A 25,255-nucleotide genomic window follows, 5' to 3' on the forward strand; every position below is an offset into this window, starting at 1 on the left:
ATAAATAAATACACTCACCCAACGATTAAGTTGGTATGTATCAGATTAGACTAGTCACAGGAATTGGCCACACAAATTGGTAACCAAATTGGTTGACAAAATTTACAAATTTGTAATACAATTATTCCAATTAATAAACATATAGATTTAGTAAATTTTTTGCCGATATTTACACATAGTTCAACTATGCCAAGGTGAACAATTTCAGCATTCAAATTAGTATTAACCAAAATATTTAGGAGTTAGATATGACAAAGCCTGTCATTGGTTTCATCGGACTTGGCCTTATGGGCGGCAACATGGTTCAAAACCTACAAACTAGAGGTTTTGAAGTTGTTGTAATGGATCTTAATAAAGATGTAGTTGCAAACGTTATTGCACGTGGAAATGCTTCTGAAGCGTCATCACCAGCAGAACTCGCTGCTGCAAGTGACATTGTGATGCTTTGTCTAACAACTTCTACCGTTGTTGAAAAAGTAATATATGGTGATAATGGTATCTTAGCGGGTATTAAAGAAGGTTCTGTTCTAGTTGATTTCGGTACATCAATCCCAGCTTCTACTCGTAAAATCGGTGCTGACCTTGCTGCTAAAGGCGCAGGCATGATCGATGCGCCATTAGGCCGCACACCTGCTCACGCAAAAGATGGTCTTTTAAACATCATGGCTGCCGGTGATCTGGAAACATTTAATAAAGTTAAACCTGTACTAGAACAACAAGGTGAAAACGTATTCCACCTAGGTGCTCTTGGCGCAGGTCATACGACTAAGCTTATAAATAACTTTATGGGAATGACCACTGTAACGGCAATGTCACAAGCATTTGCCGTTGCTGATAAAGCGGGTCTTGATCGCCAACAATTGTTCGACATTATGTCAACAGGACCATCTAACTCACCTTTCATGCAGTTTTGTAAAAACTACGCGGTAGACAATGTCAGTGATTTAGGTTTTTCTATTGCTAATGCCAATAAAGATTTAGGTTACTTTTTAGAAATGGTTAAAGATCTTGGCACTGTTTCACAAATTGCAGAAGGGACTTCTGCAAACCTACAAGCTGCAGTTGATGCAGATATGGGTAACGGCAACGTACCTGAAATCTTCGATTACTTCCTTAAATTAGCGAAGTAATTCGATTATAACCTCACCATGGTTTGGCTTGCACAACTGTCAAAACATGCTGGGGTTTATTTTTATTTATATCTCTAATTAGCTTCAGTAAGTAACTTTAAACAGGTAACTTTAAATAATTAGCTTTAAATAAATTTCGGTGCAAAATAATTACAACACAGTCCTTTGTATAAATACGACTAACTTTGAGTCTATAAAATATAAGTGTTAATTCTCAACTTGATTAGAGCCAATTTGTTCATATCAATGCAGCATCAAAATTAGTGAGACAAACAACATCACCAACGCCCATATTGTCGATATGAATATCGCCAATTCGAACTCTAACCAATCTTAACGTTGCAAACCCAACTGCTGCTGTCATTTTTCTTATTTGACGATTTTTACCTTCACAAAGAGTAATAGATACCCAACTTGTTGGCCCATGTCTTGGATCGCGTATTTTACGACCTCGAAGCGGCAATTGAGGCTCTGTATCAAGTCTAAATGCCTTGCAAGGTAAGGTTTGATATTTGGTGCCATTGATACCAATTTCAACGCCATTTTTCAAACGAATCATCGCCTCCTCGGTAATGTCACCATCGACTTGCACATAGTATTCTTTTTCTATGCCTTTACTTCTCACCTTATGGCTCATCATCCCGTCTGTCGTCAGCAATAATAATCCCTCAGAGTCATGGTCTAAGCGTCCTATCGCCATGGTTTTATCCGGAAAATTAGCAAGCTCACCCAATAATTTTTTTTTCTTTCTCATTTCCGGCAGAAACTGACTTAAAAAACCATATGGCTTAAATATTTTAAAGTGATGATGGATTTGAACTGCCGCAGAATCTTCTTGTAAACAGGTTTGTTCAATGATTGGCATAAACTGGCTCTTAATAGCACCTGAATGAACGCCTATTATACGTTTAGTATTAACTTGATGCACACTACAAACCTATAATTCAAGCTGAAAACGCTAACGCATCTATAAAGGCTTAGCCGTCTTCCGTTTTTGGTCTTTCTAAACGGTATGTGATTCATGCTAGAGCTATAGATTCAGGCTAATACTTATAGATACAGCCGTTAAAAACGTTAACAGCTTTAACCGCCTGTTTAATTATTAGAAACACATTTGTTAATAGATTTATCTAAATCACCCTAATTAGAGTAATTACTTCAACTATTGATGGTTAATTATCCTTCTCCTGTTAAAATTCGCGCCCCATTAATGACTAACATCTAAAGTTAAGCACCGGTAGCGAAGCTTTATAGCCACATTGAAGTCATTTAATTCTGTCATATTTTAAAAGGTTAGGTAATGAACGAAGTAGAAGTGTTTCTAGACATGTTCTTAAATGAAAGTGCAGTAATGGTGTTCGGGATCATTGGTTTTTATACCGTTTGTTTATCATTAGTATGTCTTCTTTGCGATAACATTAAACAAGCAACAGCCAGTTAATTAAGTTCTGACGATAAGCAGACAAGCTACTGACTCTTTCGACGAGAACATTGAAACAAACGGCAAGTACACCGTTATCTGCCGTTTCAATGAGATGATAGCTTGTGGTTGCAACGATCTCTTTTAAAATAAGCTCAGTTTATACTTCGAAAATAAGTTTATCCATCCCAAACCAAAGTGTCCTTAGAACCTAATTGCAATAGCATAATTTCTTATCTAACTCGAAAACATCAAAAATCACAGTGTTTAAACTAAAAGATAAGCATGCCTCTTAATTATTGCAATTCAGAAATTAACCCCTTCAAAAGTCGCTTTACACTTACACCATACGACCTTGCCCTTGCTGCCAACAACCGATGATATTTATAAGCTATTTGCAACAAAGCAATGAGAATAAGCATGTGTGACTGACGAGCTTTCTTAGACGAAATCAAACGATAACTAACCCCACAATTTAAGCGACGGGATTAAAAATAGTACTTAAGATGCAAAGTAATAAAAGTATAGGGAGTTGCTAAGATATCACTCGGGCTATAATCCATAATCGAGAGTACACTTGGGATAAGGCACGGCTCCGCGCGGCCTATCTTTATTTGTTAGCTACGTTATTTAGTTTTAGTGTAGTATTCTCTTATATGGCTATTACCATCACTACCCGCAGTTCCCATATATTCCCAATACGTTTTGTCATCTTCGAATTGAAGTTGCGATATGTGTTTTTTCCCATATCTGTCATATTTCAAAACGATACTCTTATCTGTACACCCCAAAACATTGATACTTATTTGTTCTTCTTTTGAAGGTAGTTTCATCGTCTTATCGCCCATCTTCACTTCAATTACAGGAGTAGAAATAAACATTTCTTTATTACTCTTGAATGTAATAGTTTCAAAGCCTTGAGTTTGAGACATAAAAGACCATGCTTTTTTATCTATTTTTGCCCACTTTTTATTGAAGGAGTCAAACTTTTCTAAAGAAGATGACCATGTTCCTTCAAGTGAAGGACAAGAAAAGGCAACACTTGGAATCATAAAAAACAAACTGATTAATGACTTTTTTATACACAAAATTAAACACCTTAATTGGAAGTAACACTTAAAGTAGCTAGACATAATGACTCCCCACTAAAGATGTAGAACTCCAAATAATCGTGGGTTAGCTGAAAGCCAGAGCCATAATAGTTTTGTCAAAGAAACTAAATCGGAGATCAGCATGAGTAAACATAACATACTTTTTATTGGCCTAGATACTCATAAAGAATTAGTTGAAGTGGCCTACATTGAAGATCAACGTGGTGCTCAAGCTATTAATTTTGGAAGAGTTTCAAGCGCTAAAGCCTCTATAACCAAACTTGCTAAGCAGTTCCAATCTAAGTATCCAACGGCCACTCTGCATTTCGTTTATGAGGTAGGCCCATGTGACTATTGGATTTATCGACTACTCACGAGTTTGGGTCATTGCGCCTTCCCTTACACCCAAAAAGCCTGGTGAAAAGATTAGGACAGACAAACGTGATGCACTTAAATTTGCCAAGTTACTTAAATCTGAAGACCTCACCGCTATCTATGTCCCAGAGCCTGAAGATGAAGCCATTAGGGACTTATCTCAGGCTCGAGAAACGGCGATGAAGGACTTAAAAGATGCCAAATACCAACGACACCTAACGCCACTGTTTAAGCGAAAGGATTAAACAGTTAACACTTAAGATGTGGAACAAGAAAAGCATAAGGAAGTGCTAAGGGATTGATGCGACTTGCAAAAAATGCTCCTGCTCAGCACACCTAAAAAGCGTAAATCTTACGCCGATATTTACACTATAAGGTATCATTCGGGCTGGTTGAACACTTGGGATAAGGACGCGGCTACGCGCGGCCTATCCTTATCTGTTATGTTTTTTTTCAAACTCATCTAGCATATCCTGAGCAGAAATATCTTGAGCATTTAATATGGAATATTTAAAATCATATTTCGAGTCTAAACAGGCTTTAAGCTCAGAGTAATCAGTCAGATCAAAAAATTCATCGCCAATTTTTATATAATCGCCATTTTGATTCAGGTATACAAAAAAGATATATTTTGCCCTATGACATAACTCAAGCATGCGCTCAATACGGGATTGAAGCATTTCATTTATTAAGGGGAGATTATCCTCTGGATTCCTAACACCTTTAGATTTAACATCATCTGAAAAAGCATGCCAGTTATAGTGAGCTAAAATGAATTTATGTTTTTTATCTAAAGTGTAATACCCAAATGCTGAGTCTAAATATTGATTGATTCTTGGCATATTTTTTGATGAAACAATATCATCAATTTCTTGGTATGAGCTTAATTCGAACTTTATTCCTTTACCTTTTGACTCATCATTATAATTTTCATATTTTTCACAAGCTGTTTGAGTTTTTTCATCAGAAAAACTCATCTCTATCCTAGGTGATTCGAAAATGCTTGCTACTGAATGTGGCGAGAAAAACCCACTATCAAAAGGTAAACTTGCTTGTGAAAATCCTAGTTTACCTTTGAGCATCCTTTTAGTATAACAACGAAAACCAATAGGAATAATAGCTATATCTCCTGAGCCTAATAGTGATAAAAGCTTAATATTTTCAATCGAACCTTCTAATTGCTGTTTATATTCCAAAAATTTATTCTTAATAAATGGGCCATTAGGTCTCTCATTGTGAGCAATTGTCATTAACTCATACGCGACTTGTAAATCATTTTTTTCAAATGTTAGAGCAAGGTCTCTAATAGCATCTATTGTTTTAGGGTTCATTTTAATATTCACAAATTATAATCATAATTGAAGGAGCGGATTAATACACTTAAAAACTAACGCCGCACTAAGCGGACTAAAATAGTGGGTTATAATGTGTAGCAAAGCGAAACCCAATGTTTTAACTCGGTTTAATCGCCTTGTGTACGCCCAGCATGGGCATGAACTAATGAGGTGAAAGTCCTCTGTAGGAAGGTCACCGTTTAAATAACATACTGTTATTAAACGTTAACTACTAGCAAATGGCAAGGGCTTATCCGCGAGGTTTGGTCCAGAGGAAGCCGCTAGCAAATTTGCGAGCTGATGAACAAGAACATCATATGAGGCGTAGGCTAGAGGTGAGTTGGCACAAGACGACGAAACCACGTGATCTAATGGCCACCGTAAATGATGCAGCAGTGCAAAGAAAGTTCATGTTTTTATCTGGGGAGATCTGCTTAACACGCGATCGGTCATTAACCAGTCAGGCTTTGGTTTATAAGTGCCTTGGCTTTTCAGCATCATCGACTGAAAAGAGCGAACTAGATGGAAACCGATAGTAAACTAATTATGCCACCCATTTTAAAACTTTAAAAAGTAACTTAGTCAATCATTACGCTTACTGCTAGCAAAGAACTTTAAATCTCATTCTTTGTGCTACGAGTATCAAAGCTGGAGTTTTAAATGCTAAAAATGGGGAGTATGGCTGATTACACATAACAGAGACCGCTTGATATCCATCAAGTAACCGAAAACAGATGTATATTGGAGCGTTAGGATTTATGCACTGAGCCAACGACGGCAATTTGAAGCGCCTTGTCGCCTCTTTCGCTCTAAATGCTCACAATATTCAGTTAAGGCAGGTAACGCCCCTACTGCGCCTTTGAATAAGCCGCCAAATTCTGTAGTGATTTTTAACCAGTTTTCAGCAGGAATGTTCAATCGATTGAGAATATCCTGGCTAGATGAGCTTATGGCGCCGCGCTTGTCATCACGAATAATCCGCCCTGTATCTTCAACCAGCACAATGTAATCTTTAATACTGAACATTAAGCCATTAGGCATATCCAAGCGTTCATCACCTACAAAAGGCAGTAACTCTTTTGGTTGCTCACCGTTTATAGCTGAATTAATACGACGTTGAATACTGGTGTAATCGGAGCTTTCAGGGGTTGCTGCCATTTTGGCGCGAATGGGGTTTAAGTCCACATAGGCCATGCATGCCAACACTGCGGCTTCATCTAATAATGCCTGGGATTTAAAACGCCCTTCCCAAAATCGACCTGTACAGTTATCTTCTTTGTTGGCCATTCTGGCAATGGGTTCACACAGTGAGCGCATAAACCAGCTGATGTCAGTCAAGCGTTCACGGTATTGAGTAATACAATCATTAACCGTCTTTAACTCAAATTCATTGAGCTCTTCACCTTTTACAAATTTATTCGTCAGCAATGTGCCTTTAAAACCTTTATGCCATTGGGTAAGCACCTCGATATCAGACCACTGTTTAGCGCTATCCGCATCCACTTTTAGCACCACATGTAAATGATTACTCATCACCACATAAGCACAAATATCTATAGCAAATATGGTCGCCAATTCAATAATACGAGAATCAACCCACTCACGGCGATGCTCATAGTTATCACCGGAACTTGCATCAAATCCACATAAAAAGGCTTTACGCACTACCCGAGAACAGCAGTGATAGTAAGGAGTGTCTTCTAGACTCACGAGTGTTTGCCTTGGTCTGGCCATCATCTATTACCGATTATTAAGCGATAACTAAAGCCTAGTAGAGAGTATGATATTTAGCCACTTGGAATGGGTGGCCATGTTATTTACTATCACTCGAAAAAATACGGCTCTATCCGTTAACCAGCTTACTGATAATTTGGTACTCAAGTGGGAGTGTGACCTATGAAGTTCATCGAACTTTTGCGCGACCACCTTGATACCTTTAATCAAGCTTATGATGGTCACATTACATCATCCATGCGCCAGGCGATTTTCGCCATGTTAAATTGTCGCAGCAACACTGAGCGAACCAGCCAATGGGCATGTCAGGATTGCGCTCATACTGCTGATTTTCCGCTGTCATGTGGTCATCGCAGTTGCCCACAATGCCAGCACAACACCACTGAAGATTGGCTCAACAAACAGCAAGCTAAACTCCTGCCTGTAGAGTATTACATGGTGACGTTTACCTTGCCTTATGAACTGCGAAGCATCACTAAACATCAACCAGAGTTGATGTATCAAGCCATGTTCTCGGTGGCAGCAAGCGTGCTAAAAGACTTTGCTAAAAACGCCAAACAACTGGGCGGTGAAATGGGGTTTACAGGCGTGCTGCATACCCACAACCGAAGGCGTGACTTGCACCCGCACATTCACTTCATCATTCCAGCAGGCAGTTTCGATAAGCACAAAAAACAATGGAAAAAGAACAAGGATAAATACCTGTTCAACGCCTTTAACCTTGCCACAGTGTGGCGAGCAAGACTGCTGGTGCAACTGGCAAAACTGAATCTCAAACAGCCAGCCTCAATACCCAAAAAGTGGGTGGTTGACTGCCAGCATGTGGGCAAAGGGCTGCCTGCGCTCAAGTACCTGTCGAGATACCTTTATCGCGGTGTGTTACCCGATAAAAATATCGTCAGCAATATCGATGGACAAATCAGCTTTGAGTATCAAAATAGCCAAACCAACACCACTGAAATACGCACCTTGCCAGTCACCCAATTTCTATGGCTAGTTCTACAGCACGTATTACCAAAAGGGTTAAGACGGGTCAGAGATTATGGTTTGTTAAGAGGAAGTGCAGCCAAGCTACGACAACGAATACGCTTGATGCTAGCCGTTGCTGGGACGGTGTTAACGCCGCTCGAAAACACCACAAAAACTCAAGCGATACGACCTTGCCCATGCTGCCGACAACCGATGATATTTATGGGGGTGCATACACGACTGACAAGCTTTCTTAGGCAAAAACCAACGACACCTAACGCCACTGTTTAAGCGGAAGGATTAAAAAGTTAACAGTTAAGATGCGGAGCAAGAAAAGTATAAGGAGGTGCTAAGATATTGATATTTCTAGGTAACGAAATTAGCTGACGGTGCTAAGGGATCGATGCGGCTGGCAAAAAATGTTACTGCTCAGCACACACCTAAAAAGCGTAAGTTCTTACGCCGATATTTACACTATAAAGGTATCACTCGGGCTTGTTCAACACTTGGGATAAGGACGCGGCTATGCGCGGCCTATCCTTATCTGTTAGGATTTAGGGTTGATTGCATTCATAGCTTCAACACCAAGCATTACAGGTTCGTAAGTTAAACTACTGTAATCTTTTATGATAAAAGAGCGAATCTGGTAAAGTCCCTTGTGTTCGAAGTTATGCCTAAGTGTACCAAATAGTATTGGACCAAATGCGCTCTGCCTACATACCTTTACATTAAGATGAGTTGAGATTGTACAGTCCAAGATTAACTCGTTACCTAAAGTGATCCATGCGTGGGCTTCAAACCTCTCTAGCTCTTTAGGTGAGGAGAGTAGCTTTTCATTGAATTTATATCGAGGCTTACCTTCGAAATAAACACTCCCGATAGTAAATACAGGGTCAAGTTCAGGGTAATGGTCTTTTATAAACTTGAATAACTCTGCATGTAAATTCGCACAGTCCCCTCCGTAACTACTAATTGGGTCCAATTTATTGGCTTGCAACTGTGGAATATAATCTCTTGGAATAGATACTGAGAGTTCATTGATTAAGTCTTTAACTCTCGATGAAGACTTAACACTCTTTAGTGAACCTATAACTTTATAGCCCGTTTTCTCACTATATTTCTTAGCTTTCTTAAGTTGCCAAATATACTGCCATTTTTTCAAAATCTTCAAATCGAATATTCCCTAGATAAATCCTAACGCCTCAATAATGGGCCGGAACGCAGCGGCGAAGCCGCGGAGTGGAGGTCCAGCCCCGCAGGGGCGCCATTGATTGATTTGTTAGGCATTGCTCGGATGAACCTCAAAGCCTGAATGGTACATAACTAAATATATTGCCAGCAAAAAGCATGGTAACACAACGGCCAGAAGTGAGAACGAGCCCAAGATAGCAAACGGAATTGCAAACGGAATTGCAAAAACTAATGATGGGGAGATCACAGAAACAAGGCCAAATAAGGTGCCGGTTAAAGTGAAATTTTTACCGAGCCGATTATCTTTAATCCATTGCACAGACATTACCAAATGAAAAACCCAAGCTGCCAGCCATACTAAAGCCAACAGATCTTGCATAGAGTTGATTTCCCTAAACTCTTCTAATGCACCAGCTATAGAGCCAAGTATTCCAAAGCTGGATAGGAAATAGCATAGTAAAACGATGAGCAGTCGCTTATTCATCTGTGTGCCTAACGCCTAATTAACAGGCAAAAAATAGTTGGTTAAAATAAGCGACGCAGGAGCAAAAACCAACTGTTTTTTGTCCTTGTTTAATTTCTTGTTAGGCATTAATTAAACTCGATTTTTATAGAACCGCTTACTTTCATTGCCATTGCATCACGATTGTGGCCGACTAAGCAACAAAACATATACCTGATTGATTCTGTAATCAGTTTATGGAGGTTGTCTTTGTTGGCCAATATCGGGATAACCCAGTTGCCATTATATTCTTGAAGTGTAGCTTCTGAAATATTGCCATTATGTGCCGATGCATTCCTAAGTTTAACCAACAGATCTATTACATCTTTTCCTTCAGGTAATATGACACCGCATTCTGCTGCAATAATAGCTAAATCACCAAGAAATCCAGTGTTAGTAGCAAAATTTCTTAACCTCTCAGCGAGTGTTCCTACTTCACCATCAGATGCTTCCTCTAATAAAATTAATTGGAAAAGTATTTGATTATCAATTTCCCGCTCTCTCAGTGAAGACCTGAATAGCCGGAGCAAAAGTGAAAACTTAGTATCTTCTGATGCCTTTTTCTCAAGTTCAGGGAATGCATCCAAGAACCCTGGAATATTTGTACCATGCCGAATAACTCGATCTTGAGGAATGAAGAGTTTGGCTCCTGAGTTATTTGTTGATTTAGCAAAAGCACATAAAGGTGTTGCAGGGTTAGCCGTTATAACCGAAAGTGCACCAATTATATTTTCAGCATTACTTTCTTTACTTTCAATTGCGCCAATAAAGTCATCAGCCTCTACAACGGGGAATGTTATAAGAGTGCAATGACCAGTATTCTCAAAATTAGCTAATGTATTCTGTAGGTCTTTTCTCGTAAAGTTAAACCGTGCAGCTTCTAGCCTACTTCTTATGTCCTTGATTTCACCTTCGAACCCTGTTTTAGATAAAGGTGAAACTTTGACCCCTGAAGGTAATTCTAAACTTTTTTGTATAAAGCTTCGGCAATAAATAAAACCTACTTGAAATTTTGACATAAACCGAGCCTACCCTTAATGCCTAACATTTGTATAGTGCGCATGCGCATTTACCTCATTAGACCAGTAAATACGCGCACACCTAATTATCTGAAAAGATTGTAAAAGCTAGCATTGTAGCCAATACACTTCTTGGTAAATGCGCATGCGCATTTTTCTTGCCTATTATTTATGAAAACAGCACATTAAGCGGTTGATAATATGTGACAATATAAAAAGGCACAAGTATAAACGCGCACAAAACAATCATTTTCTTACTTGAATATTGTTCAAAATAAATAATACTGTGTATACATACAGCTTACGAGTTATTTGACATGAAACAATTATCAAGTCCTTTTCTCAATCAAGTTCAAAGCAATATGCGAATGCGCGGTTACAGCATAAGAACCGAAAAAGCCTATTTATATTGGATTAAAGCATTCATTATTTTCCAGCATAAACGTCATCCTGACACTATGGGAGCAATTGAAGTAGCACAATTCTTAGCTACCTTGCAAACTCACGCCATGTCGCTATCAATACACAGAAAGTGGCACTCAATGCATTAGTTTACCTTTACCATAAACACTTAAAACAAGAGTTAGGTGATTTAGGGTTTCGCTATGCAAGTAAGCAAAGGCAACTTCCTACTGTGTTATCAACCGTAGAAGTGTCAATGCTATTAAGTGAAATGAAAGGCCGCGATCGCCTTATTATTGAAATGTTATATGGCAGTGGCTTGCGTATTTCAGAGTGTTTAGCTTTGCGAATACAAGATATCGATATAGAGCATCAATCGGTAACGGTTCGAAACGGTAAAGGTAAGAAAGACAGGCAAAGCATTCTGAGTCAAAAATGTATCAGCAAGCTCAGCGCGTTCATTGATTGTGCTATTGAGATTCAACGAAAAGACAATCTTATTGGTGTAGGCCCTTCTTTACCAAACGCACTAGAACGAAAGTATCCAAGTGCATTTAAACAAGTTGGATGGATGTTTATATTCCCTTCTACAACTGTCGTCAATCATCCTTATACAGGAACACTTTGCCGACATCATTTGCATCACAGTGTCATACGTAAATCATTGGCTAAAGCTGTTCGCAAAACAACAATAACCAAACGTGTGACATGTCATACCTTTAGGCACAGCTTTGCGACACACTTATTGCAAGCGGGCAGAGATATACGCACGGTTCAGGAATTATTAGGCCACAATGATGTTAACACCACTCAGGTTTATACTCATGTGCTTGGTCAACATTATTCGGGTACATCAAGCCCCCTTGATATGCTGAGTGATTAAACTTAAACAGAATAGTGCATAACGTTTTGAATATGGCGAAGAGATAGCGTGTTTCTATAATAGGAACCCTTAGGTTCAAATTCACTTGAATCAAATGACTAAACGAAAAAAGGCTCATCATTTCTGATGAGCCTTTCGTCTTAAATATGGCGGTGAAATAGGGATTTGTACCCTATATTTAGGTGCTATAAACCTGTTGTTCACATCAGTAAATTCTAGAAAGCAAAAAGCCCGTTCCTTTCGTAACGGGCTTTTCTAAATATAGCGGAGAGATAGCGTACTTTGGAAATAGGAACCCTTAGGTTCAAATTCACTTGAATCAAACGACTAAACGAAAAAAGGCTCATCATTTCTGATGAGCCTTTCGTCTTAAATATGGCGGTGAGATAGGGATTTGCACCCTACATTTAGGTGCTATAAACCTGTTGTTCACATCAGTAAATTCTAGAAAGCAAAAAGCCCGTTACTTTCGTAACGGGCTTTTCTAAATATGGCGGAGAGATAGCGTACTTTGGAAATAGGAACCCTTGGGTTCAAACTACCCAGAAACGAAAAAAGGCTCACCATTTCTGATGAGCCTTTCGTCTTGAATATGGCGGAGAAATGAGTTTGAACCCTACATTGAGGTGCTATAAACCAGTTGCTATAAGTTACAAATTTTAAATAGCAAAAAGCCCGTTACTTTCGTAACGGACTTTTCTAAATATGGCGGTGAGATAGCGTACTTTGGAAATAGGAACCCTTGGGTTCAAACTACCCAGAAACGAAAAAAGGCTCACCATTTCTGATGAGCCTTTCGTCTTGAATATGGCGGAGAGATAGGGATTTGAACCCTAGACGGGCTATAAACCCGTGCCGGTTTTCAAGACCGGTGCATTCGACCACTCTGCCATCTCTCCGAACGCCGAAGATAATAGTCTTAACGATGTTTTCTGTAAAGTAGTAATTTAAGAAAAATGGCCGTTTGACTATTATTTGACATATTTATATTAATCTACGCTGTTTTTATCGGCATGTAAGGCGATGCGGGCAGGATCTGGCTCTACAAAGTTGCCTTTAACGGAATCCCAACTATCATGCTTTGATAATAAGTAGCCTAGGTACACAACAACTGCGCTCAATACGATACCTAAACCAATGGTCATTTCAGCATATTGCACATAAATAGCAACGATACTTGATGCACCAAACGCCATCCCAATTTGAATGAAGTTCTGTAACCCTGCAGCCTTAGTCGCGTTTTTACTGAACTGCTGCAAAGCGTTGTTCACTACAAGTGGATAAATAGCGCCGTTACCCGCAGCTAAAAATGAGAAAGTAATTAATAGTGGGTAAATCGAATCCACAGGAATGACTAAGGTTACCAAGGCAATTGTTGCGACACACAAGAAGAACAACACAAGTAAATATTTAAGCGCCAGTGTGGTTCCAAACTTTTTCACTAGCAACTTACTCATATAGCCACCAACAATAAACATGATGGTTTGTGGAATAAAGCTTAAGCCAATCGCTTGTGCTTCATAGCCGTATTTAATCATCACACTTGGCCATACTGTCAAGTAGCTAAAGAATGCGGCAGAACAAGCACCAAAAATGACTACGTTGCCTAAGAAACGCGTATTTTTGAGAATTGATTTATAGCTGATGCTTTCCTGTGGTTCTGCTTTGTTATTCTCAGGCGCTACTAACCATTTGGTCATCACAATAAGAATTGCAGCTAAAATAACTAATGTTATAAACACTGCGCGCCAGCCAAAGGCATTGACGATTGATGCACCTATTAGCGGAGCAACCGCTGGTGACAAGGCCACTAAAGGCATAATGTTTGAAAACACCTTTTGTGCTTTCTCAGCATCATATTTTTCGACCACAATGGCTTGCCAAATTACGCCAGCACTACATGCACCTAATGCTTGGAAGAAACGGGCAATATTGAGCATAACAATTGAATCACTAGCAACAATGAGTCCACTTGCAGCGGCAAAAATAACTAAACCTAAAATTAGTGCTTTTTGTTTACCTATTTTTTCAACAATAGGGCCGTATAATAGTTGACCAATAGCTAAACCCGCTAAAAATGTCGTCAACGAAAATGCGACATTATTCAGACTCGTATCAAAAGAGTCTGCAATATTTTGAAATGCTGGTAGGTACATATCTGTGGCAATAAAGCCCAACATACTTAGCAACGCTAAGTAACCGAGTAAAATAAAGTACTGCAAGTTAGCAGTGTTTGATGATGCTTTGTTCATGAAAAAAATGTCCGAATTGAGCTTAAGTAAAAATCAGCGTGCAGTCTAATCACTTGCAAAAGCATTGTGAAACGTTTACTTTTGATGACTGCTTTCATAATTTTTCACAGCAAAGGATCGCAATTTATGCTTTCAGAGCAAGCATTGGAAATGATTGATATTGTCGCACGTGTCGGAAGTTTCACGGCTGCTGCTAATCAATTGCATAAAGTTCCATCAGCCGTAAGTTATGCCGTAAAACAAATCGAAGACGAGCTTGGTGTCATTTTGTTTGAAAGGCATCATCGTAGCGTCAGTTTAACTGAGCCGGGCAAACATTTTGTTGCTCATGCCAGAGAGCTTCTGTCTGACATGAACGACTTAAAACGCAGCACTCAACGAGTGGCAAATGGTTGGCAACCAACGTTATCTATAGCATTAGATAATATTGTTCGTGCTGATCGTATCAGTGTGCTTATTGCTGATTTTTATCGCCATTTTGATGATGTTGAACTTATTATCCGCATTGAAGTATTCAACGGTGTTTGGGAAGCATTAGCCACTGGACGCAGTGATATCGCCATCGGTGCAACTACGGCTATACCTGTCGGTGGTGTGTTTAACTATAAAGATATGCGTGATATTGAGTGGTCATTTCTAGTCAGCAAAAATCACCCTCTTGCTGATATTGATCGTCCACTAACGGATAATGAATTACGTATCTATCCTTCAATTTGCTTAGAAGATACTTCAAGAGAAATACCTAAACGAACAACCTGGCTATTAGCTAATCAACGCCGCTTAGTTGTCCCTGATTGGATTAGAGCATTTAACTGTTTTAGAGATGGTTCTGGCATTGGTTATATGCCACGCAATCTCGCTAAACCGTTTATTGATTCAGGTATTTTGATTGAAAAGACATTAGAACACCCTAAAAATACCAGTCCATGTTGCTTAGCTTGGAACCAAGAGAAAATGTCTCCTGCTTTAGAGTGGGTGCTAGAATATCTAGGCGATACAGATAAACTGCATGCTGAATGGCTAGCGTAAAAAATGATTAATGAAAGTTAACGATATTTTGAGTGACATTTAATGTTAACTTCAGCTTTGTTTAGTAAAAAGAATAGATAGCGTCAATTTAAGCCAATAGTTAGTTAATAAGTATTAGCTAGCGTAGATAGTATTACGTTAAGTCTTTAAGCTGTAGCAAAGCTAAGGTATTATCAACTTAAGTCATTTATAAAGTACCACTTTGTAATGAGAAAAATGACCTCATTACAATTATTTTGAGTCTATGGAGACTGTTATGAATCAACAAACTTTGTCGGGCCATCAAGCTACGACGATGGAAACCAACAAACTTATCAAAAATACCTACATGCTTTTGTCTATGACATTAGCCTTTGCTGCTGTAATGGCAGGTGTGGCTATGATGATGAACATTGGTCCTTTTATGTCAATCGGTCTATCACTAGGTAGTATCGTTGTTATGATGGTTACCTTAAAGAAAGCAGATAATGCATCGGGTTTAGCATGGGTTTTTGCCTTTACTGGTATGCAAGGCGCGTCTCTTGGTTACATTCTAAACCACTATGCTGGTTTAGCTAATGGCCCAGAGCTTATTATGCAAGCTTTTGGTTTAACATCAGTTATCTTCATTTCTTTATCAGCTTATGCAATTAGCACTAAGAAAGATTTCAACTTTATGGGCGGCTTCCTTTTTGCTGGTCTGATTGTTGTTATCGGCGCTTCACTTATCAACATGTTTGTTGGTAACAGTGTTGCATTTATGGCTATTCAAGCTGCTGTAGCAATGCTAATGGTTGGTTTAATTCTTTATGATACAAGCCGTATCGTAAATGGTGGCGAAACGAACTATATTCGTGCAACTATTTCATTATTCTTAAACTTCATTAACTTATTCATGGCCCTACTACACTTAATGGGTATGGGTAATGATGACTAGGCGTTAAGTTAACTTGATGATTCATTTGGTTCTGACCTTGTGATTAATCAACTTACTACGCTAAAATGGCTCCCTTACAGGAGCCATTTTTTATTGTTATGAATAAATTTATTATCCAAGTTAATGGTACGGTTTACGGCTCAACGGCGAGCTTTAGAGCCCTGCGCTTTACAGAGAGTGTATTGTCATTAGGCCACGAAGTGACCCGTATTTTCTTTTATCAAGACGGGGTGTCTAATAGTAGCCATTTAATATGCCCTGCTTCTGACGAGCATGATTTGCATCAAGCATGGAAAAACCTTGCCTCTGAGTTTGATATTCAATTAATTAATTGCGTCTCTGCAGCACTGCGCCGAGGGGTTATCTCTGAGCAAGAAGCCACTGAAAATGCTAAATCACAGTTTAACTCAAGTGATCCATTTGAAATGGGCGGCTTGGGCGAACTCGTCACTGGCATTGAAACTTCTGACAGATTAGTCTGCTTTTAATGATGCTCTTAACGGGTTTATCAGGATAACAATATGAAACAAATTTGCGTCATTTTTAGGCACAGCCCAATCGGTAATAGTGCCAGCCGTGAAGGGTTAGATTTTGCCTTACTCAGTGCCAGTTTCGAGCAACAAGTTAGTGTGGTGTTTACAGATGAAGCGGTGTTACATCTTGTTAAAAACCAACAACCTGAATTAGTTGGTAGTAAAGATTACCTTTCAACCTTTAAAGCACTAAATTTATACGACATTGAAACGGTATTGGTTTGCCAAGAGTCAGCAAAACAATTTGGCCTTAAACAAGATGACTTTAATTTTGAAGCCGAGTTAGCGTCAACAACAGATATACAGCAAGTATTAGCACAAAGTGATGAAGTGGTGGTTTACTAATGATATTACATCAAATACAGACCTCTACGACCACGGATAACGCGCTTAATTGTTGTTTACGATACATTGGCCTAGAAGACTCGATTATCCTTGCTGACGATGCCATTAATTGTCTATTGCAGCTTGAATGGCATCAAAGGCTGCAAGATATTAAAATTTACATCTTAATTGAAGATATAGAGGCGCGTGGATTAAGTCAGCGTTTACCTAAATCCGCTAATATTTCAATTATTGACTATGACCAGTTTGTACTGGCAACACTGCAACACACGAAGGTGATTACTTGGTAAATTCAATTGAATTTAATGGGCAAAAAATTGAAGTTGATGCTCAAGGCTATTTAAAAAATGTGTCTGATTGGCAACCTGAAATGGCTGTTATTCTGGCGGCAAGTGAAGATATTGTTCTCACTGAGCAACATTGGGAAGTGGTCAACTTTGTGCGCAATTTTTACCTTGAATATAAAACCAGCCCGGCAATACGCGTGTTGGTTAAGGCCATTGGACAAGCATTAGGGCCGGATAAAGGTAATTCAAAATACCTTTATACTCTTTTCCCTGTTGGACCAGCCAAACAGGCCACTAAAGTCGCTGGATTACCAAAGCCGGCTAAATGCCTTTAATCTGAATCTGTAACCCTAAGACGCTTTAACCTGTCTAGCCATATTCAGGCACAAAAAAACCAAACTCACGTTTGGTTTTTTTTGTGCGCTAGATTAATCAAACTCAATTATACCTAGCTAAGAGTTAATCAACTTTAACATTAACCGATTTTTTCTTGGCCGCGCATATATGGGCGTAATACTTCTGGGATCGTAATTGAACCATCAGCATTTTGGTAGTTTTCAAGGATAGCTACCACTGTACGACCTACCGCTAAACCAGAACCATTTAGTGTATGAACCAGTGTTGGCTTCTTATCATTTACACCACGGTAGCGTGCTTGCATTCTACGCGCTTGGAAGTCCTTCATGTTTGAACAAGAAGAGATTTCACGGTAAGTATTTTGCGCCGGTAACCATACTTCTAAATCGTAAGTTTTTGAAGCGCCAAAACCCATGTCACCGGTACATAAAAGCATAGTTCTATATGGTAGGCCTAAACCTTCAAGCACCTTTTCAGCATGACCTGTTAACTCTTCTAAGGCATTCATTGAATCTTCAGCTTTAACAATCTGCACCAGTTCAACTTTATCAAACTGATGTTGACGGATAAGGCCGCGAGTGTCACGACCATAAGATCCCGCTTCACTGCGAAAACATGACGTTAGCGCCGTCATTTTAAGCGGTAAATCAGCTTCATCTACGATAGTATCACGCACCATGTTAGTGAGTGGTACTTCTGCTGTTGGTATTAAGCTTAAGCCTTGGCCTTCTTCAGTGGCAGGTTTGGTGTGGAACAAGTCTTCACCAAACTTAGGCAACTGACCTGTACCTAACAAGCTTTCTTCATTGACTAATAACGGTACATACATTTCTGCGTAACCGTGATTTTCAGTATGAAGATCTAACATGTATTGCCCAACCGCGCGGTTTAAACGAGCAACTTGGCCTTTCATGACAATAAAACGAGAACCGGTAATTTTTACAGCACTCTTAAAATCTAATCCATCTAACGCTTCGCCTAAGTCTAAATGATCTTTTACTTCAAAATCATATTTACCAGGTGTGCCCCAAGTTCGAACTTCAACGTTATCATTTTCATCTGCGCCTTCTGGTACAGCATCATCGGGTAAGTTAGGCATGCTCATCGCAATACCATTTAACTCAGCGAGTAATTCAGCTAACTCAGTCTTTTTCGCATCCAGTTGAGAACCTAAGTCTCCGACTTTTGCCATGATTTCACTGACATCTTCACCACGACCTTTTGCTTGACCAATGGACTTAGAAATTGCATTTCTGGATGCTTGCAATTCTTCTGTTGCCACTTGTAGCGACTTACGCTTTTCTTCTAAAGCAGTTAGACGGCTAATATCAAGGATAAACCCACGCTTGGCTAACAGCTCAGCTGTGACTTCAAGTTCGTTACGCAAAAATTTTGGATCTAACATGTTTTATATTCTTAATAGTTAAATGCGAGAAAATACTAGCTGCTGTCCGACATACACCATGAAGATACATAGGATGACGTTCAACAACACGTTGAGAATTGCTTTTACAAAAAGTCCTTCTTGCAGCAGCAATAATGTTTCATTGGAAAAAGTTGAAAATGTCGTTAAAGCGCCTAACAGTCCAACACCAACCATGGCTTTTATTTCTGGACTGAGGTGAGTTGTCTCTAAACTGATGGCATAAACAATACCCATCAGAAACGATCCCAATATATTGACTAACAGTGTACCAAAAGGGAAACTGCTTCCAAATAGCTGAAGCATAAAAATTGAGATTAGATAGCGAAAAACTGCCCCAATTGAACCACCAAGAGCCACAAACATGACATTGGTCAAGCTAATCATAGCGTTTTACCTCACTTGTCTTATCAAGCTCTGCTAAATAGGCTAATTTATCTTTTATTCTTTTTTCAAAACCACGGTCTGTTGGGTAATATACTTGGCTGTCTTTTATTGATTCTGGGAAGTAATTCTCACCCGAGGCGTATGCACCAGATTCATCATGGGCATAACGATACTCAGCCCCTAAACCCATGTTTTTCATTAATTGAGTGGGGGCATTACGCAAATGATCAGGCACGGATTCATGACCTGTTTCACTGGCAAGTACTCTTGCAGCTTTAAATGCAGTATATACAGCGTTACTTTTAGGTGCGCTGGCTAAATAAACAATCGCTTGAGCAATGGCACGTTCACCTTCAGCAGGCCCAACTCGGTGATAGCAATCCCATGCATTAAGGGCAATATTCATTCCGGTTGGATCGGCATTACCCACATCTTCAGATGCAATAGCAAGCAATCGACGGGCGACATATAATGGGTCGCCGCCGCCTTCAAGAATACGGCAATACCAATATAAAGCGGCGTCAGGCGCTGAACCTCGAACGGATTTATGTACCGCTGAGATCAAGTCATAAAATTGATCACCATTTTTGTCGTAAGCCGCCATTTGATGACCGGCAACTTGCGTGAGCATTTCTTGAGTAAATGCGCCATTATCGGCCACCAAATCACTCATCAACTCTAATAAATTTAATGCTTTGCGGGCATCGCCATCACTGATTGAAGCCAACTGCTGCATAACTGTGTCAGCAATAGTAAAGCCACGCTTGCCAAATCCACGTTCAGTATCTGTTAATGCTTGATTGATAATCGCTGCTATATCATCGCCGTCTAATCGATTGATTAAGTAGACTCTTGCTCTTGAAAGTAAGGCGTTATTTAGCTCAAAAGATGGGTTTTCAGTGGTCGCGCCGACAAATATGACCGTTCCATCTTCGATAAACGGTAAAAAAGCATCCTGTTGGCTTTTATTAAATCTATGTACTTCATCAACAAACAATAACGTGCGTTGGCCTCGACTTTGCGCTACCGCTTTGGCTTGCTCAATCGCGGCGCGAATTTCTTTAACACCTGATGTAACTGCAGAAATTCGTTCAACATGGGCATTGGCATAATGTGCCACAAGCTCAGCTAAGGTTGTTTTACCGGTTCCTGGCGGGCCCCATAACAACATTGAATGAGCTCTATTGGCTTCAAGCGCTTGCCTTAAAGGCTGACCTTCACCAAGCAAATGTTGTTGACCAACGTATTCGCTTATCTCCCTTGGACGCATTCTTGCGGCTAAAGGACGAAAATCTGGGGCGAAGTCGAAACCTAAATTAGCCATAGTATTTATTGAGCAACGCTTGAACGTTGGTCATCAATATCGACGTTTGAAGGTACAGTAAATTCAAACAACTTGGCTTCGTCTGCTGCTACCACGGTCTGATTAGTTAGCATAAATTGGCTGTGATTACCCTGCTCATCTAACAAATTAAAATCTGTTAGCTGGGTATCATTAAAGCATACCTTTACTGTTACAACGCTGCTATCAACCGCTTTAGGTTTGATCAAATAACAAGCTTTGCCTGATTCAGGTTGAACCTGCTCGACACTATATTGTGACCAGGTTTTTTCATCTCGGTGCACGAGTAACGCCATGGGCGATGCATCAATAGCATCAGAGAAATCCATTACTGTTACTTCTTCGGCAAAAGGATTAAAAATCCATAAATCTTTGCCATCAGCAACAATTAATGACTCGTCTGGTTCAGTAAGGTGCCAGTAAAATTTATTGGGGTAAGCCAGCGCAAAAACGCCTTTTCCTGACTGAATCACTTTGTCATTGATATCGGTAACTTGTTGGCTAAAGTCTGCTTTTAATGAATCAGCGTTAATTAATCGTTCACGTAACTGTTCTGAATCATCAGCAAGTACATTGGCTGACAACAATAGTGTCAATGCGGTCACTACACCCAAATGCTTTTTCATAAAATATCCTAATACTTACTTATTCGTTTTAATGGCAATCTATAAACAGCTTCAATGCTTACGCTTAATTTCTTGGTGGCGGTGGCGCTAGTACTTCACGATTACCGTTATGGCCTTGAGTACTAACAATACCCTGGGATTCCATCATTTCAATAATACGTGCTGCGCGGTTATAGCCAATTTTAAATTTACGTTGAACGCTGGAGATTGAGCCTCTGCGTGTTTCCGTTACAAAAGCCACGGCTTCATCATATAACTGATCGGTTTCATCTTCGGTCTCGGAAGTTTCACCTGGTAATAATACTTGCTCACCATCACTCACGCCGTTAAGAATTTCTTCGATATAACGCGGTTTGCCGCGAGCGTGCCAATCTGCAACCACTTTATGTACTTCATGATCGTCAATGAAAGCACCATGAACGCGGATAGGAACACTGGTTCCAGGCGGTAAATAAAGCATATCACCCATGCCAAGAAGCGTTTCTGCACCTTGCTGGTCTAAGATGGTTCTCGAATCAATTCTTGATGATACTTGGAATGCGATACGAGTTGGTACGTTCGCTTTAATCAAACCAGTAATAACATCAACAGAAGGTCGTTGGGTTGCTAGAATTAAATGTATTCCTGCCGCACGGGCTTTTTGAGCAATACGTGCAATGAGCTCTTCAACCTTTTTACCGACAATCATGATCATGTCGGCGAATTCATCTACAACGACAACAATAGAAGGTAGTTTTTCAAGCTCTGGCGCTTGCTCATCCATACTCTCTGATGACTTCCATAATGGGTCAACTATCGGTTCACCCGCTTCTTTAGCCAGTCTAATTTTAGTGTTATAGCCTTTAAGGTTACGTACCCCAAGCGCCGACATTAATTTGTAACGTCGTTCCATTTCACCCACACACCAACGCAGAGCGTTAGCGGCTTCTTTCATATCGGTCACAACTTCACAAAGTAAATGTGGGATACCACCATAAACTGAAAGCTCTAACATTTTTGGATCGATCATGATGAAGCGCACATCATCAGGTCCAGATTTATATAATATACTGGTGATCATCACATTCACACCAACTGATTTACCCGAACCCGTTGTACCTGCCACAAGTAAATGCGGCATTTTGCCCAAATCAACTACTACGGGATCGCCCGCAATATCCTGACCTAACACCATTGATAAGTCTGATTTACTTTCTTCAAAGGTCTTAGAATCTAAAACATCACGCATAAATACCGTTTCACGGAACTTATTAGGAAGCTCTAGACCAACAAAGGCCTTACCCGGAATAACCTCAACAACGCGGACACTTTCAGCTAACAGTGAACGGGCTAAATCTTTTGATAAATTGGTAATTTTAGAGGCTTTAATACCTGGAGCGAGTTCTAGTTCAAAACGAGTCACCACAGGACCTGGGAACACACCAACGACATTTGCAACGATATTAAAATCAGCCAGCTTGGTTTCCACTAATCTGGCGACAACATCTAACTCTTCTCTGGTAATAGGGTTTTCTTTTCTGTTTGGCACATCCAATAAGGTAATGCTTGGCAGCGGCGGCATTTCTACTTGAGATTGGCCGTAAACCAATTGTGGCTCTTGACCCGGAAGTATCACTACACCTTCAACAATCCTTGCCTGTTCGGGCGCTTTAGGAGCCACTTTCTGTTGCTGCGATTGAGTGAGAGCGCCGGTAGAATGGGTTTGGTCGAACGCTTCATCTAAAGGATCATTGGTATTTGTTTGAGCGATATTATGTTCGGAATGATTCACTGGGGTAAAATCAACCGCTGGTGCATCACCAGAAGCAACCCAAGGTGGGGTTACCTCTTCCGCAACATCATCGACATTAGCTGACATTATTTTAGGCTCTATTCGGCCATTGCTCGCCACACTACTAGTGTCAGACGCTGCCTGAGTCGCTGTGTCTGGGTCAATATTATGATGATTATTAGATTCAGTATTGAGATTGATATCAATGTTTTCATCTTTTTCAGAGCCGTTATCGGCGCTGCTATCAGAGTAGAAATCTGATTCTTGTTCTGTTCGACTTGGGGCAAGTTTAGATTTTATCCGCGCAAAAATTGAAGGCTTCTCTTCTTCTATTTCTATAGTATTTTCATCAATAGCTTCGTCAGAATCAACTGTATGTTTATCTTGTTCAGAATCAAGTTGGCGATCTTGTTTAAACTTATCAACCACTGTCATGAAGCCACGAGTATCTTCAGTTTCACGAGAGCCAGAAAAATAACTCGGGATACTGATTATCTTTTTAATACACCAGATAGTCGCTAGCCCAGTGCTTTCAATAATTGTCAGCCAGCTAATACCCGTGGTAAGTGTGAAACCGGCACCAATGAAACAAAGTAACAGTAATGTGGTACCGAGATTATTAAAATAAGGCAACATCGCTTGGCTTATAACGTCCCCCGCTACACCGCCAGCGGAAAACACATAAATATCCTCGGCATTCATACTCGCTAAAGCTGCAAGCGCAAAAACCATCAACAAAAAGCCAATAATTCTTAGACCTACGGAGAAATAATCAATTTCGAATAGCTTGTGAGTACGATTGAATACGAACCAACCTGTCGAGGCAATGATTATGGGGATAAGAAAAGCAATAAAACCTAAGAAGTAAAACAGCACATCCGCTGTCCACGCGCCAACGGCACCCGTTAGATTATTAATCTCAACTTGAAAATGTGACTGACTCCAGCCAGGATCATTTGGATCGAAGCTGCTGAGTGCTAGAAGAATATAAGTTGCTGTCATGCAACAGATTATCAATCCACCTTCTAAAAGGCGTTGAAGGCCACTAAGTGTTTGAAGACTATTTCCCTGAGACAAACGAAAACATCCAAATATGAATTAAAAAAGAATGATAATAATAACAGAATATCAATATGTATGCAGTGATTATGCAACGCGAGGATACCAAGCTCAACCTAATGTTTTCAGTTAGATGCCTGTAGGCATGAATTATTTTTAATCCTGGATAACCTTGATTAAATTTAAGGCGCAATGGAATGCATTTTGATGGGGATGGGTAAAATTTTGGCAAAAAAATAAAGGGCAATGCCCTTTATTTTTTTTAGTCACAAAGTTTAGTAGGTATCAGCCAATAAATTTAATGCCACTTTATTGGTTTGTTTAACTTCTTCCATGACTACATAAGTACGAGTATCAGAAACTGATGGCAACTTAAGTAAAGTCTCACCTAATAAACGACGATATGCCGACATATCAGAAACGCGTGTTTTTAATAAATAATCAAAGTCACCAGAAACCAAATGACATTCTTGAATATCATCTAACAACTGAACGGCTTTATTAAAGCGCTCGAAAATATCGGGTGTATCGCGAGTTAACGTTATTTCCACAAAGACAAGTAAAGATGCACCAAGATAATGAGGGTTCACTAATGCAGTGTAGCCATTAATGTAACCTTGTTTCTCTAGACGCTTTACTCGCTCCAAACAAGGAGTTGGACTTAGCCCTACTCGTTTAGATAACTCCACGTTTGATATGCGACCATCAATTTGAAGTTCATTCAGGATATTACGGTCAATCCGATCTAAATCTTTTACAGAATTTTTCTTATTATTTGCCATATTATTAACCTTGCTTTAGCACAAAAACAACATATTAATCTTTTAATGTGTAAAGTTTAGCAGCATAAACTGCGTCTTGGGCACTATACTAGACTT

Annotated in this window: 23 protein-coding genes, 1 tRNA gene and 2 pseudogenes; 11 read left to right on the forward strand and 15 right to left on the reverse strand. The window is 39.6% G+C overall.

The genetic code is table 11. From position 1 onward, the window contains the following. Positions 1-248: 248 nt before the first annotated feature. The gene (locus FPK91_RS03930; RefSeq protein ID WP_144208282.1) at positions 249-1,130 is read left to right on the forward strand and encodes an NAD(P)-dependent oxidoreductase; all 882 of its coding nucleotides are present in this window, start codon (positions 249-251) and stop codon (positions 1,128-1,130) included. 238 nt (positions 1,131-1,368) lie between these two features. Here the strand turns inward: FPK91_RS03930 and FPK91_RS03935 are convergent, their stop codons facing one another. Then, positions 1,369-1,995, reverse strand: a complete 627-nt coding sequence (locus FPK91_RS03935) for a pseudouridine synthase (RefSeq protein WP_144208285.1) — start codon at positions 1,993-1,995, stop codon at positions 1,369-1,371. 435 nt (positions 1,996-2,430) lie between these two features. Here FPK91_RS03935 and FPK91_RS20900 point away from each other — a divergent pair, with 435 nt between their 5' ends. Next, positions 2,431-2,571, forward strand: coding sequence for a hypothetical protein (locus FPK91_RS20900; protein ID WP_158638060.1), 141 nt, complete (start codon positions 2,431-2,433; stop codon positions 2,569-2,571). Positions 2,572-3,176: 605 nt separating this feature from the next. Here the strand turns inward: FPK91_RS20900 and FPK91_RS03940 are convergent. Beyond that, on the reverse strand, positions 3,177-3,638 hold the full coding sequence (locus FPK91_RS03940) for a hypothetical protein (protein ID WP_227006681.1): 462 nt from the start codon (positions 3,636-3,638) through the stop codon (positions 3,177-3,179). Positions 3,639-3,783: 145 nt separating this feature from the next. Between FPK91_RS03940 and FPK91_RS03945 the strand changes: the two are divergent. After that, positions 3,784-4,225 (forward strand): annotated as a pseudogene (locus tag FPK91_RS03945) (IS110 family transposase); the annotation flags it as partial. 225 nt (positions 4,226-4,450) lie between these two features. On the opposite strand, the gene FPK91_RS03950 reads toward FPK91_RS03945, so the two are convergent. Both FPK91_RS03950 and FPK91_RS03955 read right to left on the reverse strand, forming a co-directional pair. Further along, positions 4,451-5,347 carry a hypothetical protein gene (locus FPK91_RS03950; RefSeq protein WP_144208288.1) on the reverse strand — a complete coding sequence of 299 codons (897 nt, stop codon included), beginning with the start codon at positions 5,345-5,347 and terminating at the stop codon, positions 4,451-4,453. 759 nt (positions 5,348-6,106) lie between these two features. Continuing rightward, entirely contained in the window at positions 6,107-7,084 is a 978-nt protein-coding gene (locus FPK91_RS03955; protein ID WP_144214123.1) for a transposase, read from the reverse strand. A gap of 162 nt (positions 7,085-7,246) precedes the next feature. Between FPK91_RS03955 and FPK91_RS03960 the strand changes: the two genes are divergently transcribed. Then, the gene (locus FPK91_RS03960; protein WP_144208292.1) at positions 7,247-8,344 is read left to right on the forward strand and encodes an IS91 family transposase; all 1,098 of its coding nucleotides are present in this window, start codon (positions 7,247-7,249) and stop codon (positions 8,342-8,344) included. Between the two features lie 256 nt (positions 8,345-8,600). On the opposite strand, the gene FPK91_RS03965 is transcribed toward FPK91_RS03960, so the two are convergent. The 3 genes from FPK91_RS03965 to FPK91_RS03975 all read right to left on the reverse strand — a co-directional run bounded on the left by FPK91_RS03965 (position 8,601) and on the right by FPK91_RS03975 (position 10,765). Then, positions 8,601-9,224 (reverse strand): hypothetical protein, encoded by a 624-nt coding sequence (locus FPK91_RS03965; RefSeq protein ID WP_144208295.1) that lies wholly within the window; start codon positions 9,222-9,224, stop codon positions 8,601-8,603. A 108-nt stretch (positions 9,225-9,332) separates the two neighbouring features. Continuing rightward, positions 9,333-9,728, reverse strand: a complete 396-nt coding sequence (locus tag FPK91_RS03970) for a hypothetical protein (protein WP_144208298.1) — start codon at positions 9,726-9,728, stop codon at positions 9,333-9,335. Between the two features lie 107 nt (positions 9,729-9,835). Continuing rightward, complete coding sequence (locus tag FPK91_RS03975; RefSeq protein WP_144208301.1) at positions 9,836-10,765, reverse strand: hypothetical protein; 930 nt, start codon at positions 10,763-10,765, stop codon at positions 9,836-9,838. A 317-nt stretch (positions 10,766-11,082) separates the two neighbouring features. On the opposite strand from FPK91_RS03975, the pseudogene FPK91_RS03980 reads away from it, so the two are divergent. Then, positions 11,083-12,050: pseudogene (locus FPK91_RS03980) on the forward strand (integron integrase). Positions 12,051-12,858: 808 nt separating this feature from the next. On the opposite strand, the gene FPK91_RS03985 reads toward FPK91_RS03980, so the two are convergent. Both FPK91_RS03985 and punC read right to left on the reverse strand, forming a co-directional pair. Continuing rightward, positions 12,859-12,949: transfer RNA gene (locus FPK91_RS03985), tRNA-Ser, on the reverse strand. 90 nt (positions 12,950-13,039) lie between these two features. Continuing rightward, a complete protein-coding gene (gene punC / locus FPK91_RS03990) occupies positions 13,040-14,302 on the reverse strand; it encodes a purine nucleoside transporter PunC (protein ID WP_144208304.1) in 1,263 nt (420 codons plus the stop codon). A 126-nt stretch (positions 14,303-14,428) separates the two neighbouring features. Between punC and punR the strand changes: the two genes are divergently transcribed. The 6 genes from punR to FPK91_RS04020 all read left to right on the forward strand — a co-directional run bounded on the left by punR (position 14,429) and on the right by FPK91_RS04020 (position 17,747). Continuing rightward, on the forward strand, positions 14,429-15,331 hold the full coding sequence (gene punR, locus FPK91_RS03995; RefSeq protein WP_144208307.1) for a DNA-binding transcriptional activator PunR: 903 nt from the start codon (positions 14,429-14,431) through the stop codon (positions 15,329-15,331). 256 nt (positions 15,332-15,587) lie between these two features. Next, on the forward strand, positions 15,588-16,247 hold the full coding sequence (locus tag FPK91_RS04000) for a Bax inhibitor-1/YccA family protein (protein ID WP_144208310.1): 660 nt from the start codon (positions 15,588-15,590) through the stop codon (positions 16,245-16,247). Positions 16,248-16,345: 98 nt separating this feature from the next. Continuing rightward, positions 16,346-16,735: a sulfurtransferase complex subunit TusD gene (gene tusD, locus FPK91_RS04005; RefSeq protein WP_144208313.1), complete on the forward strand. Its 390-nt coding sequence runs from the start codon at positions 16,346-16,348 to the stop codon at positions 16,733-16,735. Positions 16,736-16,768: 33 nt separating this feature from the next. After that, positions 16,769-17,125, forward strand: coding sequence for a sulfurtransferase complex subunit TusC (gene tusC, locus FPK91_RS04010; protein ID WP_144208316.1), 357 nt, complete (start codon positions 16,769-16,771; stop codon positions 17,123-17,125). After that, positions 17,125-17,415 carry a sulfurtransferase complex subunit TusB gene (gene tusB, locus FPK91_RS04015; RefSeq protein ID WP_144208319.1) on the forward strand — a complete coding sequence of 97 codons (291 nt, stop codon included), beginning with the start codon at positions 17,125-17,127 and terminating at the stop codon, positions 17,413-17,415. The genes tusC and tusB overlap by 1 nt, the downstream gene beginning before the upstream one ends. Further along, positions 17,409-17,747 (forward strand): TusE/DsrC/DsvC family sulfur relay protein, encoded by a 339-nt coding sequence (locus FPK91_RS04020; RefSeq protein WP_144208322.1) that lies wholly within the window; start codon positions 17,409-17,411, stop codon positions 17,745-17,747. Before tusB ends, FPK91_RS04020 begins: the two co-directional genes overlap by 7 nt. 140 nt (positions 17,748-17,887) lie before the next feature. On the opposite strand, the gene serS is transcribed toward FPK91_RS04020, so the two are convergent. The 6 genes from serS to lrp form a co-directional block, all read right to left on the reverse strand. After that, a complete protein-coding gene (gene serS, locus FPK91_RS04025; RefSeq protein WP_144208325.1) occupies positions 17,888-19,174 on the reverse strand; it encodes a serine--tRNA ligase in 1,287 nt (428 codons plus the stop codon). Between the two features lie 18 nt (positions 19,175-19,192). Beyond that, positions 19,193-19,579: a fluoride efflux transporter CrcB gene (crcB, locus tag FPK91_RS04030; RefSeq protein WP_405127336.1), complete on the reverse strand. Its 387-nt coding sequence runs from the start codon at positions 19,577-19,579 to the stop codon at positions 19,193-19,195. Next, entirely contained in the window at positions 19,572-20,903 is a 1,332-nt protein-coding gene (locus FPK91_RS04035; RefSeq protein WP_144208328.1) for a replication-associated recombination protein A, read from the reverse strand. The genes crcB and FPK91_RS04035 overlap by 8 nt, the downstream gene beginning before the upstream one ends. 5 nt (positions 20,904-20,908) lie before the next feature. Then, complete coding sequence (gene lolA, locus FPK91_RS04040; protein ID WP_144208331.1) at positions 20,909-21,547, reverse strand: outer membrane lipoprotein chaperone LolA; 639 nt, start codon at positions 21,545-21,547, stop codon at positions 20,909-20,911. Positions 21,548-21,611: 64 nt separating this feature from the next. Continuing rightward, a complete protein-coding gene (locus FPK91_RS04045) occupies positions 21,612-24,395 on the reverse strand; it encodes a DNA translocase FtsK (protein WP_144208334.1) in 2,784 nt (927 codons plus the stop codon). A 257-nt stretch (positions 24,396-24,652) separates the two neighbouring features. Continuing rightward, positions 24,653-25,159 (reverse strand): leucine-responsive transcriptional regulator Lrp, encoded by a 507-nt coding sequence (gene lrp, locus FPK91_RS04050; RefSeq protein ID WP_076537850.1) that lies wholly within the window; start codon positions 25,157-25,159, stop codon positions 24,653-24,655. Positions 25,160-25,255 lie beyond the last annotated feature (96 nt).

The organism is Shewanella donghaensis, assembly GCF_007567505.1.
GTDB classification, from domain to species: Bacteria; Pseudomonadota; Gammaproteobacteria; order Enterobacterales; family Shewanellaceae; genus Shewanella; species Shewanella donghaensis.